General features: G+C 43.5%; 16 protein-coding genes. 3 read left to right on the top strand and 13 right to left on the bottom strand.

The genetic code is table 11. The annotated features are described in order from the left end of the window. Positions 1-3: 3 nt before the first annotated feature. The 9 genes from NST13_RS14455 to speB all read right to left on the bottom strand — a co-directional run bounded on the left by NST13_RS14455 (position 4) and on the right by speB (position 9,140). Positions 4-993 (bottom strand): iron ABC transporter permease, encoded by a 990-nt coding sequence (locus tag NST13_RS14455; protein ID WP_342580893.1) that lies wholly within the window; start codon positions 991-993, stop codon positions 4-6. A gap of 240 nt (positions 994-1,233) precedes the next feature. Continuing rightward, positions 1,234-1,989 carry an amino acid ABC transporter ATP-binding protein gene (locus NST13_RS14450; protein WP_342470354.1) on the bottom strand — a complete coding sequence of 252 codons (756 nt, stop codon included), beginning with the start codon at positions 1,987-1,989 and terminating at the stop codon, positions 1,234-1,236. A gap of 12 nt (positions 1,990-2,001) precedes the next feature. Then, positions 2,002-2,706, bottom strand: coding sequence for an amino acid ABC transporter permease (locus NST13_RS14445; protein ID WP_342580892.1), 705 nt, complete (start codon positions 2,704-2,706; stop codon positions 2,002-2,004). Positions 2,707-2,720: 14 nt separating this feature from the next. Continuing rightward, a complete protein-coding gene (locus NST13_RS14440; RefSeq protein ID WP_342470356.1) occupies positions 2,721-3,437 on the bottom strand; it encodes an amino acid ABC transporter permease in 717 nt (238 codons plus the stop codon). Between the two features lie 65 nt (positions 3,438-3,502). Further along, complete coding sequence (locus tag NST13_RS14435) at positions 3,503-4,384, bottom strand: transporter substrate-binding domain-containing protein (RefSeq protein ID WP_342580891.1); 882 nt, start codon at positions 4,382-4,384, stop codon at positions 3,503-3,505. A 28-nt stretch (positions 4,385-4,412) separates the two neighbouring features. Then, on the bottom strand, positions 4,413-5,585 hold the full coding sequence (locus NST13_RS14430) for an acyl-CoA dehydrogenase family protein (protein ID WP_342580890.1): 1,173 nt from the start codon (positions 5,583-5,585) through the stop codon (positions 4,413-4,415). A 336-nt stretch (positions 5,586-5,921) separates the two neighbouring features. Next, positions 5,922-7,589 (bottom strand): arginine--tRNA ligase, encoded by a 1,668-nt coding sequence (gene argS, locus NST13_RS14425; RefSeq protein ID WP_342580889.1) that lies wholly within the window; start codon positions 7,587-7,589, stop codon positions 5,922-5,924. After that, positions 7,586-8,023, bottom strand: a complete 438-nt coding sequence (locus NST13_RS14420) for a DUF1934 domain-containing protein (protein WP_342470361.1) — start codon at positions 8,021-8,023, stop codon at positions 7,586-7,588. Before NST13_RS14420 ends, argS begins: the two co-directional genes overlap by 4 nt. Before the next feature lie 244 nt (positions 8,024-8,267). Beyond that, a complete protein-coding gene (gene speB, locus NST13_RS14415; protein WP_342470362.1) occupies positions 8,268-9,140 on the bottom strand; it encodes an agmatinase in 873 nt (290 codons plus the stop codon). A 274-nt stretch (positions 9,141-9,414) separates the two neighbouring features. Here speB and NST13_RS14410 point away from each other — a divergent pair, with 274 nt between their 5' ends. Further along, complete coding sequence (locus tag NST13_RS14410; RefSeq protein WP_342580888.1) at positions 9,415-11,475, top strand: PBP1A family penicillin-binding protein; 2,061 nt, start codon at positions 9,415-9,417, stop codon at positions 11,473-11,475. 309 nt (positions 11,476-11,784) lie between these two features. On the opposite strand, the gene NST13_RS14405 is transcribed toward NST13_RS14410, so the two are convergent. Beyond that, positions 11,785-12,306, bottom strand: coding sequence for a YwhD family protein (locus tag NST13_RS14405; protein WP_342580887.1), 522 nt, complete (start codon positions 12,304-12,306; stop codon positions 11,785-11,787). Between the two features lie 70 nt (positions 12,307-12,376). Between NST13_RS14405 and NST13_RS14400 the strand changes: the two genes are divergently transcribed. Further along, positions 12,377-12,562, top strand: coding sequence for a 2-hydroxymuconate tautomerase (locus NST13_RS14400; protein WP_208651597.1), 186 nt, complete (start codon positions 12,377-12,379; stop codon positions 12,560-12,562). 95 nt (positions 12,563-12,657) lie between these two features. Here NST13_RS14400 and NST13_RS14395 read toward each other — a convergent pair whose 3' ends face one another. From NST13_RS14395 to NST13_RS14385, 3 genes are all read right to left on the bottom strand, one after another. Beyond that, a complete protein-coding gene (locus tag NST13_RS14395; protein WP_342580886.1) occupies positions 12,658-13,869 on the bottom strand; it encodes a polysaccharide deacetylase family protein in 1,212 nt (403 codons plus the stop codon). A gap of 149 nt (positions 13,870-14,018) precedes the next feature. Continuing rightward, the gene (locus NST13_RS14390; RefSeq protein WP_342581869.1) at positions 14,019-15,323 is read right to left on the bottom strand and encodes an HD domain-containing protein; all 1,305 of its coding nucleotides are present in this window, start codon (positions 15,321-15,323) and stop codon (positions 14,019-14,021) included. A 314-nt stretch (positions 15,324-15,637) separates the two neighbouring features. Further along, on the bottom strand, positions 15,638-15,868 hold the full coding sequence (locus NST13_RS14385; RefSeq protein ID WP_342470367.1) for a DUF1450 domain-containing protein: 231 nt from the start codon (positions 15,866-15,868) through the stop codon (positions 15,638-15,640). Between the two features lie 235 nt (positions 15,869-16,103). Between NST13_RS14385 and NST13_RS14380 the strand changes: the two genes are divergently transcribed. Next, positions 16,104-16,766 carry an RsfA family transcriptional regulator gene (locus NST13_RS14380; protein WP_342470368.1) on the top strand — a complete coding sequence of 221 codons (663 nt, stop codon included), beginning with the start codon at positions 16,104-16,106 and terminating at the stop codon, positions 16,764-16,766.

Here is a 16,766-nt window from a genome sequence, read left to right as displayed (position 1 = left end):
TCACTACTTTCGTCGCTGTTTAAAGAATATATAAGCAAACACCGGTGCACCGATAAAGGCGGTGACCACGCCGATCGGCAATTCCTGCGGCGCCACAATGGTCCGGGACACCAAATCGCAGACAATCAACAATGTCGCGCCATTCAAAAACGATAGCGGCAACAGATGGCGGTGATCCGTTCCCCAAACCATCCGGGTGATGTGCGGCACCACCAAACCGACAAACCCGATTGTTCCCGAAACGCTGACAGCTGCTCCCGTCAACACGGATCCGCCAATCAGCACGGCATATTTTCTCCGGACGACATTCACGCCTAGGGAAGTCGCCCGCTCATCTCCATACATCATCACGTTCAATTCTCTCCGGTTGAACCATAAAATCGCCGAACCGAGAATCAAAAAAGGAACGAGTATGTATACATAAGACCACCCGCGCATGGCCACACTTCCAAGCAGCCAGCCCACAACGGCCTTCAATTCTTCATGGGACAAGGCGGTCAATAAGGAAATGCAGGAGGACAAAAAGGAGCTGAAAATGACTCCCGTCAATATCAGGGTTTCCATTTTCATCGATTTATCGACAAGGCGCGCAAAAGCGATGACGACCAACAATGTGATAAAGGCCCCAAGTATCCCAAACATGGCGAGGGTATAAGAACCGAGCATCGGCAAGGAGATGCCGAAAAAAATCGTGGAGATTGCCCCGACCGAAGCCCCCGATGAAACGCCGATCGTATACGGATCCGCCAACGGATTTCTTAACAATCCCTGGAAGGCTGCCCCGGCAATGGCAAGGGACGCGCCGACAAGCCCTGCAAGCATCACGCGGGGCATGCGGATATTCCATAAAATGCTGTAAGCTCTGGGATTGCTTTCTTGATCCCATAAAGCGGAAAAGGGAATGTCGACAGTGCCAACCGATATGCCAAGCCAGATGCTCACCAATAATAGAAGAAAAGTGGAACCATATGCGAGAAACATCTTTTTCTTCATTCCACATCCTCTGCCCACTTCAAATAGTTAAGAAAAGTTTCCATATTTCCTCCATTGAACTCTTCATTAAAAATAAACATCTCCCGCAACAAACGAGAAATGCAACCCTTTTTTCTGACTACATAATGTTTCAAAATGTTCAATATTTTTTATTATAGCGAATTCCCAATCAAATCATAGGTTGAATATGAAAAATAAGAAAAAACGCCCTCAAAACTTCCAATTGAGGGCGTTTCTCCTTTAGATTTCATAATCGAAGGAACCTGGCAATACGCGGCGCAAGAATTGTTTCGTTCTGGCCTCTTTCGGCGCAACAAAGATGTCATGAGGCGTCCCTTCTTCCACAATCACTCCGCCGTCCATGAAAATCACCTTGTTCGCCACATCTTTGGCAAAGCCCATTTCGTGGGTCACAACAAGCATCGTCGTGCCTTCTTTTGCAATTTCCTTCATCGTATTCAGCACTTCTCCAACAAGTTCCGGGTCAAGGGCGGAAGTCGGCTCGTCAAATAGGATGATGTCCGGGTTCAACGCAACGGCACGGGCGATTCCGACCCGTTGTTGCTGGCCTCCTGACAGCTGGCTTGGATAATAGTCGTATTTATCGGATAACCCCACTTTATCCAATGCTTTTTTCGCCATTTCCCGCGCTTGTTGTTTCGGCACTTTGCGGGCAACGACCAATCCTTCCATGACATTTTCAATGGCCGTTTTATTATTGAATAAATTGTAGTTTTGGAAGACGAAAGCCGTTTTTTTCCGCACCTCTTGCACTTCTTTTTTCTTCGCATGTTTCAAATCCACTTCCAGATCCCCGTATTTTGCCGTTCCCTGATCCGCTCTTTCCAAAAAGTTGATGCATCTGAGCAGCGTCGTTTTCCCGGAACCGCTCGGGCCAAGGATGACGACCACGTCCCCTTTATTGATCGTCAAATCTACCCCTTTTAATATTTCGTTTTTTCCAAAGGATTTATGGATTCCTCTAATTTCCAGCATATTGTGCCTCCTTTAAACGCTTGCCACTTTGTATCGGCTCAATCGTTTTTCTAAATACTTGAACAATTGTTCGACGGCAATACAAAGGATCAAATAGACGATGAAAATGTCGATGTATGCTTCCAAATAGTTATAGCCGAAGTTGGCCGCCACTTTTGCCTTTAACGTAATCTCCTGCAAGGAAATGGCATACCCCAATGACGTAGCTTTAATCAAGTTTACTGTCGTTGTCGCAAGATTCGGCAATGCGGAGACAAGAGCCTGGGGGATGATGATTCTCCGGTATGCCTGGGCTGTCGTGAGCCCCACTGAATACGCCGCTTCCAATTGCCCCTTCTCCACCGTCGATAATGCGGAGCGGAACACTTCTATTAGTACGGCGGATTTATTGAAAGCGAAAATCACGAAGGCATACCAGATTGGATGAATCTTATACACTTCATAATCGATGCCGTATTTTTCAAAGGTCATATTTAAAACAATCGGAATAAAGCTATATAAAACAAAGATTTGTATAATCACAGGCGTGCCTCGAACGAACGAAACATAAATTTTAGCCAGCTGATTCAACACGGGAATCTTATTGATTCTTGTCAATGCGAATAAGAAACCGATCGGCAATGCAATCAACAAGGAAACAATGGTCACAAGCAATGCCACTGGCACCCCGGACAAGGCAACAAAAAATGTATCAACGAGAAATTCCATATCCAGCATCCGCTCTCCACCTCCTACGATGCTTTAATTGAACGCGAACCTTTGCTGAACGCTTTTTCTAAAAGGTCAAATACTTTTTCAATGACGATCGAAATCACCCAATAAATGACGGCTAAAGCGATGTAAATTTCCAGTGCATGGGAATTGAAGTTGCTGGAAATAATGAGATTCGCTTTCCCCACAATATCGATGAATCCGATGGTATACGCCAATGCCCCTTCTTGCAAGATGGCAATGAGGCCATTTCCGAAGTTTGGAAGGGCTACGACAAAAGCTTGGGGGAAGATGATCCGTCTGTAAGCTTGCCAAGGCGTTAACCCCACACTTACTGCCGCTTCAAACTGTCCTTTATCAATGGCCAGGATGGCGGAACGGATCACTTCCGACATCATCGCCGCAAATTGCAGGGAGAATGTGATGACAACAAACACCCCTGTGTAAATATCCTGCAAATGAATGTGAAACAATGCTTCCGATAAGAAAGGAACACCGTAGTAAACAAGGAACAACAGCACGATGGAAGGGGTGCAACGCATAACCGTTGTATAACCATGGGCAACGATCTGCAACATTTTGCTTTTCCCCATTTTCATAAAGGCCAGCAACAAACCGAGCAAAGTGCCAAATAGCACCGCCAATCCCGCCACCGCAAAAGTGATTTTCAAGTAGGGCAAGAGTTGAGGAAAAGCTCCCCATAAATAATCGATATCAAAGTACTTTTCAAAAAACATCCTTTCACCCCTATCGACTTAAAAAATAAGGCTGTAAGGTGATCTACCCAACAGCCCATCACGAGTTATTTAGACTCAGCTTCCACTTTTTTCAGCACTTCAAATAAGTCGCGGCCATAATGTTTTACCATCAATTTATTGAGTGCATCCGTTTGTTTGATTTCTTTTACCGCTTCATCAAAAGCATTTGCCAATTCTTGTTGGTTTTTGTTAAACAGCGTCCAAGTTTTAATCACTGTAAATTCGTTATATACCAATTCATCTTTCAAATTATGATATGGACCTTCCGGATCGTTTATTTGTTTGTCGACCACCGGCTCCAAAGCAATTCCGCCATCCGCACGTCCTTCATTCACCCATTGCACAACATCCACAGCAAACGTATCGCCTGCCACCAATTTCACTGGATTGTCAGGATGTTCTTCGTTGTATTTCGCCACCACTGTGTATTGGGCATTATTGGCGGCAATCGGCGCAAGTTCCAAACCGGCAGCTGCAAAATCGGATAAATCTTTAATATTGGCATTTTCTTTTTTCAACAATAGACCAACGCTGCTGAGTCCTGTAAATTCTTTAGGGAAAATGTATTTTTCCGCTCTTTCATCCGTATAGAAAATGTTTTTGACACCCAAATCATATTTGCCTTGTTCGACCCCGATGAGCAGATCGTCATCTGTTGTTCCGATATATTCAAATTCATAGTCTTCCAGTTTTTCATCCACTAGTCTCAACATATCCAATTCATAGCCTGCCGGATTGCCTTTTTCATCTTGGTACGTAATCGGCTTCCAGGAAATTGCATAGGCCACTTTTACTTTTTTCACATCTGAACCGGATTCTTCCGCTTTTTTATTTTCCGAATCGGAAGCATCTTCTCCTCCGCAGGCAGCCAGTGAAGCCGCAAGTAAACCGATAGCCCCTAATTTCAATAATTTTTTCAACTTCATTGTTGATTCCTCCTAATTATGATTAAATTTATAATTTTAATGCTGATTCCGCCAATTTTTTGATGGTCAAGTCATCCATCGGCGGATTATGAAGACCTGCGCGGACATCGCGATAATAGCGCTGCAACGGATTGTTGCGCTGCAAGCTTTTTGCCCCCACAACTCTCATCGCTTTGTCGACGATGGCAATCGCATTATTGGTTACCGTATATTTGGCAACATTCACCGCATTGACGATGTTGCCCGCCTCTTGTGCAGCAAGATTTCCTTTGTTGATTAATTCGATATAGCTTTGGGCTGCGCCGTAAAGGGTGAAGCGTGCTTGTGCAAGAAGCAAATCGATTTCCCCGATAAGTGATTGCACATTCGGCAAAGTGGCAATGGTTCCTTGAATGCTGTTTGGCGAATGATGATTGGCAAATTCCACCGCATAGTCCCGGGCTGCCTGGGCGATGCCGAGATAAGTTGCCGGAATGATCAACAACCAGCCATTCAATTTAAATCCCGTTTGGTAATTCGGAATTTCCACCAGGTCGGATTCATCCACTTCCACATTTTCCAATACCAAATCATGGCTTCCCGTCGCTTTCATGGCAACGGTATCCCATGTTTCCTCGATGGATAGCCCTGCTGCATCTTTATGGATTAAGAAGTTTCCGGTGCTTTCAATCTCCGGAATCCAAGCGGTCACCAAAAAATAATCCAATTCCGGCGAACAAGTGGCATAGGCTTTGCGGCCGTTGATGACCCACTTATTGCCCTTTTTCACAGCGCTCGTTCCGGGACGTCCTCCGCGGATCGGGCTCCCTGTGATGACTTCGCTGACGATTTTGTTGATGATCGCCCCTTTTTCCACCGCTTTTGCAAAATCAGCCAGTTTCTCTTTTGGCCAGCTTTTCGTTTCGTAAACATCCCCTACCGTAAGCAGCGTCCAACCGATGGAAAGGGCTGTGCTTCCATCGTAACTGCCCAATGTTTCTTGCAGTAAGATGGCATCGTAAACGTTGAACCCTTCACCGCCGTATTCCTTTGGCAGCGTCACTTTTGTGTACCCGATTTCACGCAATTTGTTTATATTGTCATGAGGGAAAAGGGATTGTTCATCGTTTTCTTGGGCATGCTCTTTAATGGATTGCTCCAGATTTCCCAATTTTTCTAACCATTTCCGCTGTTCTTCCGTTTTGATAAATAGTTCTTTCACGGAAATTTTCACAACCTTTCAATAAGAAAAGGAATTTAACTAATCCAATAAATATGATTAAATTACTATGATATGATTCTACATTTTTCGACTTTATTAGTCAATAACATATTCTGAGTTTTTTAGTTGGAATTGTTTTTCTCGAAAAAACCTATTTTTTCGTGATAAGACGGGAAAATTTTCCTCTGCCAACTAAATATCAACTTGATAGGTTGGAATTGTTTATCGTTTTACTGGACGGCATTTTCCTTGTCAATATAAACCTTATAATTTTAATAAGAATTATAAGAAAAAACACCAGCCCATCTGTTGGAGCTGGTGTTTGGGTATTAAGATTTACATTTTTTCCGGTGCTGACACGCCGATTAATCTTAGAGCGTTGGCAAGGGTAACCCGAACGGCTTGAATTAATGCAAGGCGCGCTTCTGTCAATTCTTTGTTGTCCGGGTTGATGACTTTTTCCGCATTGTAGAAGCTGTGGAAGGATGCCGCCAGTTCTTGAATGTAGTTCGCGATCCGGTGAGGTGTGCGGTGTTTTGCCGCTTCCGCCACTACTTGCGGGAAAGTGCCCACGATTTTTAGCACTTCTTCTGATTTTGCATCCGTCAATAAATCCAGGTTTTCCAATGATGGTTGGAAGCCTTGTTCCTCTGCGGCACGCAAAATCGAACAAATGCGTGCATGGGCATATTGGGCATAATACACCGGATTTTCGTTGGACTCGGCAACGGCCAAATCCAAGTCAAAGTCCATATGGGAATCGCAGGCCGTTTTGACGAAGTAGTAGCGGACCGCATCCAAACCGACTTCTTCCACAAGTTCACGCATGGTTACGGCATTTCCTGTCCGTTTGCTCATTTTATATTTTTCGCCGTTTTTATAAAGCTGCACCATTTGGATAATTTCCACTTCCAACTTATCCCGGTCATAACCGAGGGCTTCGATGGCCGCTTTCATGCGCGGAATGTAACCATGGTGGTCTGCTCCCCAAATATTGATGAGTTTATCGAAGCCGCGCTGAATTTTATCTTCATGGTAAGCGATATCCGGTGTCAAGTAAGTGTAGGAACCGTCTGATTTAATCAACACGCGGTCTTTGTCATCGCCGAATGTTGTGGAACGGAACCAAGTTGCCCCGTCCTTCTCATAGATGTGGCCGTTTGCTCTTAATTTATCCAATGCTTTGTCGATTTTTCCGCTTTTATATAATGAAGTTTCGGAATACCATACGTCAAAGCGCACGCGGAAGTTTTCCAAGTCTTTTTTCAATTTTTCCAGTTCAAGGGCGAGTCCATTTTCACGGAAGAAGTTGAAGCGTTCTTCATCGGATTTTTCCAGGATGGAATCCCCATATTGTTCAGCGAGTTTTTTCGCAATTTCGATGATGTCCTGGCCGTAGTAGCCATCTTCAGGCATTTCCGCCTCAAGTCCAAGCGCTTGTTTGTAGCGGGCTTCCAAGGAATAAGCCAAGTTGTTGATCTGATTTCCGGCATCGTTGATGTAATATTCGCGAGTGACATCGTATCCTGCGAAATCCAGCACATTGCATAGGGAGTCGCCGAATGCAGCACCGCGGGCATGTCCTAAGTGAAGGTCGCCTGTAGGGTTCGCGGATACAAACTCCACTTGGATTTTTTCGCCGCCTCCAGCATTTGACCGGCCATAATTTTCACCTTGATCGAACACCGCTTTCACAATATCGGCAAGGAAATCTTTGCGTACAAAAATGTTGATGAAACCAGGTCCGGCAATTTCCACTTTTTCGATTTCTGTGCCTTCTGTTTCAAGATTGCCAACGATCGCTTCCGCAATTTGGCGGGGAGGTTTTTTCGCAAGTTTCGTCAGTTGCATGGCCAAGTTTGTGGCGAAGTCGCCTTTCGTTTGATCTTTTGGCACTTCGATCTGAACTTGAAAATCCGTCCCCTCTTCCAAAAGTTGCGCTTTTTCTACAGCCGCCTTTAACAAGTTTTTCAGTTTTTCCTGCAATTGTTCTACCGCATTCATGCTTGTCCCTCCGTATATTGAATTTCCAATGTATAATGACCGACTGATTGTCCACTAATTATTAAATCATACTGCACATTGAATCTGCCACTGATATTATTTTCTTCCGTATGTTCAAACCCCAGACGATGCGTTTTCGTTTGCAGCGGCAACGTTCCGAAGGCTGTGTCGTAATGACCGTTTTGTCTGCTTTCCAGGCTGAATGGCAGCCGCATATTGACAGCTCCACTGCGCAAAATGAGTGCATGGTCGTTGTTCATTTTCACCGTTGTGCGGATTGTTTGGTCTTCCATTATTTCTTCATATCGCAAATACATTTTATCGTTCTTTTTCAACCAAACTCCCTGAATCCACAGTTCGTAGGTTTCCTCGTCCCCTTCGATTGGGCGGATCGTTGAAATGACTTTGATTTTTACGTTTTTTTCAACACTCATTTCCTGTGGGCACTCCTTATGTAATACTATAACCTATTTATTATAGGATGATTTTCCATTCCTTATCAAGATGGAAGTGGAGTTTGTTCTATTCTATTTAACCGCCTTAAGGCACCCGTTTTCTTTGCAGATTTTAAGCCTATTTTGTCCATACCGCCTGATTTGTGAACAGTTTCCCCTCTCCCGCTCCAAAAAAAGAAGATTAAAGTTCATGAAAAACTTTAATCCCCTTTCTATCAATATCTTACTTGATCCATCCCAAAATCATTTCTCTTAATAATTTGGAAGCCGTATTCACGGTCATCTCGGAGTGGTCGTAAACAGGCGCAACCTCCACCAAGTCAAATCCAACGACATTCACTTCGCTTCTTGCAATTTCATGGATGGCCGCAAGCAGTTCTTTGGACGTAATGCCGCCGCAATCCACTGTCCCTGTGCCAGGAGCAAAGGCCGGATCCAGCACGTCAATATCCGTTGTGATATAAACATTGCGGCCTTTCAATGTTGGAAGCACTTCTTTCAACGGTTCGAGCACTTCAAACTTTGCGATATACATGCCGTTTTCTTTCGCCCATTCAAATTCTTCTTTCAGTCCTGAACGGATGCCGAAAGAATATACATTGCTTGGACCAATCATTTCCGCAATTTTCCGGATCGGCGTTGCGTGGCTCAATGGTTCCCCTTCATAATCCGTGCGCAAATCGGTATGGGCATCAAAATGAAGAATGGCTATATCCGGATATTTTTCATAAACGGCTTGCACCACACCCCATGTCACCAAATGCTCTCCACCCATTCCAACCGGGATTTTTCCATCTGCCAAAACTTTCTTTACAAACTTCTCAATTTCATCCAATGATTTTTGGGCATTTCCGAATGGAAGCGGAATGTCGCCCGCATCGAAAAATTTCACTTCATCCAATTCACGGTCAAGATATGGACTGTACTCTTCCAGGCCGACAGAAACTTCGCGGATTCTTGCCGGGCCGAACCGGGAGCCTGGTCGGAAGCTGACCGTCCAGTCCATCGGCATTCCATATAACACCGCTTTGGACTCTTCATAATTTGGATGGCTTTTTATAAACACATTTCCGGAATATGTTTCATCAAAACGCATATGAATCACCTACTCTATTGATCTTTTTCGGAAAAGCTGAAAATTTCGAATTCAAAGGAATTCGGAACTTTTTTCGACATTTTTCGTATTCACTTATAGATTCGGAAATCAAAATGCATCCCAAGAAAATTGCCCTTTTCAAAAATTGCATTTCATACAGAAAAAGTATAGACGTTTTTAGACAAAAGGCAACAGTTTTTTTAAGCGCATTCTCGATTAAACTGCCATTTTCAAGTCCATACTATGGGTAATTGGAAGAAATGAGGTGAAATGGATGGATCGAAGACGGAGTTATCAGCGGAAAATGAGACGGCAAAAACGGAAAAAACGGATGGCTTTCTACACGATCGCTTTTGTATGCGCAATGGTTGTGGCCCTGGGCGGTTTGAGATTGTATGCGCAAATTGCCGGAGCTCCTCCACTCACGATACCGAAAGCATCCGTTTTCTTGGACCGGAATGGCCATCAAATCGGGGATCATTTCACGGATCAACGCCGCTATTGGAAAGAGCTTGATGAAATTTCACCTTATTTAATAGAAGCAACCATCGCTGTGGAAGACAAAGATTTTTATCAACATCACGGGTTTGACATTCCAAGAATCGCCAGCGCCATTTTGACGGATTTGAAAACCCGCAGCAAAGCGCAAGGGGCGAGCACAATCACCCAGCAATTGGCTAGAAATCTTTATTTGACATTGGATAAAACTTGGACAAGGAAGATAATGGAAGCCGTTTATGCTTACCGTCTGGAAATCTTTTATTCTAAAGATGAAATACTAGAAGCCTATTTGAATACGGTCAACTACGGCCACGGCATGTATGGGGTCGAAGCGGCGAGCAAATACTATTTCGGCAAATCCGCCAGCGACCTGACGTTGGCGGAATCCGCCATGCTCGCCGGCATTCCGAAAGGGCCAAGTATTTATTCCCCTCTCAATAATTATGACAAAGCCGTCCAACGGCAGCATTTAATACTCGCTTTGATGGAAGATCAAAATAAAATCTCGGCGGAAGAAAAGGAACGGGCATTGTCGGAAAAAATCGTGCTGAAAAACGATCAATGGACCGCTTCCAAAACAGTCGCGCCTTATTTCTTGGACGTCGCTTGGCAAGAAGCGGCGGACATTTTGGAAAAGAAAAACTTGAATATCCGTTCCGGCGGCTGGGTCATTAAAACGACGTTGAACCAGGCCCATCAAAAAGCGGCGGAAGAAGCCATCGAGAAAAACATGCCGGACAACGACCTGCAAGTGGGGCTTGTCAGCATGGATGTCAAAACCGGCCAAGTAACGGCCCTTGTCGGTGGACGCAACTATCAAGAAAGTTCCTATAACCGTGTAACACAGGCCCTTCGCCAACCGGGTTCCGCCATCAAGCCGTTCTTATATGCGGCGGCATTGGAAAACGGTTTTACACCGCTCACTTTCTTGGACGTGGGTGAAACGATCTTTACGTACGACAATGGACGGGCCACTTATAAACCCCAAAACGTCAACGGGAAATTCGCGGATGGCGACATGTCCATGGCTCAGGCAATTGCCATCTCAGACAACATTTATGCGGTAAAAACGCTGGAACAAATCGGGTATGATAAATTCCGTGAAATGTCGAAGAGGTTCAATTTGCGGTATTCCAACAAAGATAATCCATCCATGGCACTGGGCACGATTGAAAATTCGCTGTATGATTTGACGAACGCCTTCAACATCATTGCAGCCAAAGGGGAATACCGGAAACCGACGACGATTTTATCCATTCAGAACGAAGAAGGCGAAATTGTTTACGAGTATGAAGAGCCGCCGAAAGAACAAATCATTTCCGAACAGGATGCGTTCATCCTAACGCAAATGATGACAGGCATTTTCGATCCGGTGTTCAGCGATTACTCACCGGCAACAGGCGTTTCCCTCCGCTCCAGAATGACCCATACGTATGCGGCGAAATCGGGGACAACCGTTTCGGATCAATGGCTCATCGGCTACAGTCCAAGTTTGACAGCCGGCGTTTGGAACGGTTATGACCAAGGGAAAACGTTGTCGACCTCTTCGGAAATGTCGGCCCATAAGCAAGTGTGGATCGATTTCATGGAGGCCGTTCACCGGGAAAAACCGGATGAATCTTTCGAAGTGCCGGATGGCGTAAAAGGGGTCGTCATCGATATTGAAACGGGCAAACTGGCGACTGATGCATGTCCGAAACAACGGCTCATGTATTTAAAAGAAGAGGATGTTCCAACGAAAAAATGTACGGATCTTGATTTCTTTAATGAAGATACATGGAAAGGTTTGTTTGAACTGTTCCCGTTTGATTCCATCAAAGGGCTGTTTCATTGATCGGGTGCTGGTTTTAAACCAGCATCTTTTTTATTCAAAAGGTCAATAAAAAATAAAAAGCTTCCCCTATGAAAGAGAAAGCCTTTTGTAAATAGAGTTATTATGTGGCATTTGGCTTGGGATTTTCAAATACCGCATAGCACCTAACCCTATCTACTGAGTGTCCTAGTTATACTATTTATCATTATAACTTCAGTGTACTTATTTTTTAGAATGGTTTCAACAAAGGAACGAATATTACAACTTTTCGTCACATTTCCGCCATAAACTATTATTTTTTTTATCATAATTATTGACAACGCAAAAAATTTATTCCTGCACCGTCAAATCATCTTTCAATTGCTGGCTGCTGCGTTCCCACATGCCCTGATCATGATTTTGAAGAAATTCCGCCAGCACTTTCTTTGATTCATCATCCATATGATCTACGATAATTTTGCGCTTCAAGGATTTGTCCATTTTGTTCACATGGTCGGCCAAAATTTTAAAGCCTCTCCGTTTTTCCCGGTTGACCACCATTTCGCAAGCGGCAACCCCTGCGTAATACGGTCCGTCTTCTTTCACGTCCACCGTCACCCATACAAGCCAGTAAGGTTTTCCGCCGGCGGAATCTTCCCGGTTTGTCGTGAATTTGATGCCCTTTTCCACCGCGCTTTTGGCGTGCATGGCTCCCATATCAATAAATGCCTGTTTTTCTTCTATATCAATGAATACCGGAGTGACATTTTCCAGCGAGATTGTGCCGATTCCAAACCCTTTGTGGCCATCCGTCGGGTCGTTTTTAATGATGGTGAAAGAAATCTTTTGTTTCGGTTTTTCTTGATTTGTCATATTGTCATCCCCTCCGTTTAAACCTATTATAATAACTATACTTACAATTTATCCACTAGGAGGTTGCGTCATGCCGGTAGTAACAATCAAAATGTTGGAAGGTCGCACAGATGAACAGAAAAAAGCGATGGTTGAAAAAGTGACGGAAGCGCTTGTTGAAACGATTCAAGCAAAACCTGAAGCCGTAACAATCATCATTGAAGAAATGCCCAAAAATCATTATGCAACAGGCGGCGTACGGGCTTCCGACAAGTAAATGGCAAAGCGGGCCACCCGATGTGAAATTGCGGGATGTTCCGTTTCAAATTATCAGATATTCACAAAAGCAAAGGGTGACCCTTTCGTCACCCTCTACTTGTAATTGCCTGCTTTTTTTGCAAATTCATCCATCGAAAGCCCCGGTTCGATGCCCAATCGTTCCAAAGTATATAAATCTTCTCCCAAATTCACTTTACCCTTTCTTGTCGTAACAGCCATCCGGTAACCCGCTTTTTTCACCGCATTCAAATAGTTTTGATTATATTGGCCAAATGGATAAGCAAAATAATAAGTGCCTAAAATATTTCTGCTCTTGGCCAAATCATTATATAAGTCCTTATATGAAATCGTGATTCCCTTTGCTTTATTCCCTACCAGACTATGTAAATCATGAGTGTGGCTTCCGTAGCGGAAGACATCGCTCAACTCATCCATATCCTGTTTGCTGAAGAATCGCAGGGTATCCCATTGGAAAGGCTGCTTTTCAGAAGGAATTCTGCTTGTTATGATAAATTGTTCTGCGGTAAAGCCGTATTCCTTCAAAATCGGGTAAGCATACTCCCTTGTGCTTGTTATGCCGTCGTCAAAAGTAAGAACCACCGCTTTTGCCGGAAGATTCACTTGCCGTCTCAAATATCTTTCCAAATCATAGAGTGAGATGGTTTGATAACCATTGTTTTTCAGCCATTGCATTTGGTTGTTGAATTCGATGGTGGTCACGGTTGTATTGGCATTGGCGAATTGGGAATTCGCTTTTTCTTCCGGAGTTAAAATGTGGTGATACATTAAAATCGGCACACCATAGTCCACGCTTGTCCGATATTTCGGCATATAACCGATTCTGCCACCTACATCCACTTTCCAATAATTCTTGCTGTAATCACTGATGATCGGATAACGGATACCAGCATGAATCGTGATCATCGGTTCCAATTTTCCCGAGGTGTTGTCAAACACTTCCACATCACTGTTGATCAACACCGTCGTATTCGAATTTTTGGCCTTCGTATTGACGTTGTTTGTTGTCCAAGTGACCGAACGATACACATCCCTTTTGGCGATGAAGCCGTAGCCATTTCCGAATTTGACTTGCCACCAGTTTTGGCCATAATCTTTGTCAATGACCAGCGGCTGATTTTTCTTCATCGTTGCGATCGGTACCAGTGCGCCGGTGCGGTTATCGTAAACCTTGACATTGTCATACAAAGGAACGGCATAACTCACCTTGCTTGCTGCTTCCCCCAAATTTGGGGCAATCCATAACAGGGGAAACATCAATAAAAAAATTCTAAGATATTTTTTCATGCTGCATTCCTTTCTTTAAGGTAGTCAAACTCTATTATAATATAATTTCTTCTTTCTTCCAGAATATTTTAAGAATTTTTAATACGGAATGTTTCCCCATTATTATGGTTTTTTAACAAAAATCAATGCGAGCCACATCAATCATCCAATTATTTTGCATTATTCAATAGCTTTTCCATTTCGATTTTTAAACTTTGATCTAAGGTTGGATCCATCAGCGCTTCTTTCGGATAGTAAACTTTATGGTCCTTTTTCATGCGGCCGGCAATGGCATCCACAATGAAAGACTCCTGGGACAATTCCCTGATTTCGCCATTCGGCATTTCCAAAAAAATTGGGAATCGGTTCGTTTCTTTATCCGGCTCATAGTAATCGTAAGGCAAGTCCGATGTGCAGTCGTGATAAATATAGTAATCCGTATCCACACCCGCTTGACGGAAAAGCTCTTTTAATCGTTCGAAACGCTCCGGCTCTTCTTCCGGGTTGAGATTGATGTATTTGAACAATTTGCGGTTCACAAATCTCGTACTCAAATCTCTTAATATCGGATCCTTTTCCTTCATCCACATTTTGAAATAGGTCACTAATAAATACTCATCCAGTTCAAGGTAATCTTCCACCGTAATCTTATTTTCAAAGAAAGATTGAAAATGAACCGGTTCAAAGGTGAATTGATATCCTTGTTCATACAAATGTTTTGTTCTTTTGAGGATGTTGTGCAACAACACTTCCGCACTGCGTGAAACGGGGTGGAAATACACTTGCAGGTACATTTGATAGCGGGACATGATATAATCTTCCACCGCATGCATGCCGCTGGATTTAATGACGACTTTCCCCTTTCTCGGACGCATGACGCGGAGAATTCGTTCCATATCGAAATGGCCGTAACTTACCCCGGTATAGTAAGCATCCCTTTGCAAATAATCCATCCGGTCGGCATCGATTTGACTCGATATGAGGCTGACCACAAGCTGGTTTTCATAAGTTTTTTCAATCACTTGGGCCACTTTTTCAGGAAAATCGTCCGATACCCGCTTCAAAACCGCATTTACTTCTGTTTCCCCCAGCAATATTTTTCTTGTGAAATATTCATGGTCCGTTTTAAACACATTTTCGAACGCATGGGAAAATGGACCGTGGCCCAAATCGTGGAGCAGCGCCGCGCATAGCACCAGAAGGCGTTCATCCTCATTCCAATCGGGTCTTCCGTGAAATACATCATCCACAATGCGGCGGACGACTTCATAAACCCCCAGCGAATGATTGAATCGGCTATGTTCCGCACCATGAAACACGAGATATGTCGTGCCCAGCTGGCGGATCCGGCGCAAACGCTGAAATTCTTTTGTTCCAATCAAATCCCAAATCACTTGGTCTCGAACATGAACATATCGGTGCACGGGATCTTTGAACACTTTTTCTTCCGGAAGTTTTTGTTTTGCATATTCCACCAAAATTACCGCACCTCGTTCCTTCCAATTCTTACTATCTATTATAAGAAATTTTCTAATTTTTTACACGCCATTGTTGTTGTGGAAGCCGGGAGAATTTCGGGTGCGGCTTTTGGTGGAGGCATGCATTTTCCCAAAACCGCAAGGAAATCCCGGAAAGCCGCAAAAATTTCCATGTATCCCCATCCACCACAGGTTTTATTGGATAAAAACGATTATATTTGAAACTCCGATGATTAAAACAACCTCTTATGGCCAAAGCTGATAAAAAATAAAACAAGCTACCTTCTACCACGATAGAAAGTAGCTTTTGTTTAATCCATCTTCAATTTGGCTTTCACTTTTTCCATTAATTCCTCTTCCGTTAATGCGTTTACCGGTCTGCCGTTGACGAAAGTGAAAGTTTTTTTGCGGCCGGGTCCGCAATAGGATTGGCAACCGATGACGATCGTTGCATCGGGATCCAACTTTTTCAATTTCGGAATGAGCGTTTTTAAATTGACGGCTTGACATTCATCGCAAACTCTAAATTCGTTTGCCGCCATATGATCAACAATCCTTTCTATCAATCAAATTCATTTTTTAGCCTAAAAGATATTTTAGACTATAGCCACACTTCCATTCAAGTAAAAAGGACAAATATCCAACAAAGGACTGAATTCCGCCTTTTTTGCTAAATTCATATAAAAAATTCATCAGAAAAATGAATAAAATTGGAACTTGTTGGACACGATATGTTTTGACAATAAGAAACTACTACATTAACAGGAGGGTTAAACAATGGCAAAAGTCAGACAGGATGCATGGTTAAAAGAAAACGACGAACTGCTCGCCGAAGCGGTATTAAGACATGTAAAAGAAGGAAGTACGCAATTGAACGCTTTTGAAGAAGCCGGAGATAAATTGAATCGGACTCCTGCTGCATGCGGTTTCCGATGGAATGCCGTTGTTCGCAAACGTTATGAAAAAGAACTGGAAGAAGCAAAAAGAATCCGGAAAGAGCGGATGAAATTGTTGGGTGTGAACGGCAGAAGACGTTCGCCGGGTGTGTATTTGCTTCCGGGATCAAACGGGGAATCCAAGCCTATTTCCTTATCTGATATGAATTTAGATATTGTCATTGCATACTTGTTGCGCCTGCAATCCCAGGGAGGCAACGACAATGAAGCGACAAAATGGCGTCAAATTGCAAACTCCGCTACTGAAAAAATAAAAGAATTGGAAAAAGAAGTGGAAAAACTGCGCAAGGAAAACAAACAAATCCGCGAAGATTACGAGCAATTTGTTCAAATCATGAACCGCGCCCGCAGACTCGTTACATTGGAAGATGAAGAACCGCGCATTGCACCGGTATTTAAAATGGAGAAAAACGGGAATTTAGTTGCCGATTATTCCCATATGCAACAACAATCTAGCAAAGAAAACGTAGATGTGCCGAATTGA

Origin of the sequence: Ureibacillus sp. FSL W7-1570 (genome assembly GCF_038593265.1) — a bacterium.
Lineage (GTDB): Bacteria > Bacillota > Bacilli > Bacillales_A > Planococcaceae > Ureibacillus > Ureibacillus suwonensis.
Note: the sequence above shows the minus strand (reverse complement) of the source record. Positions and strands in the feature narration are given on the sequence as shown.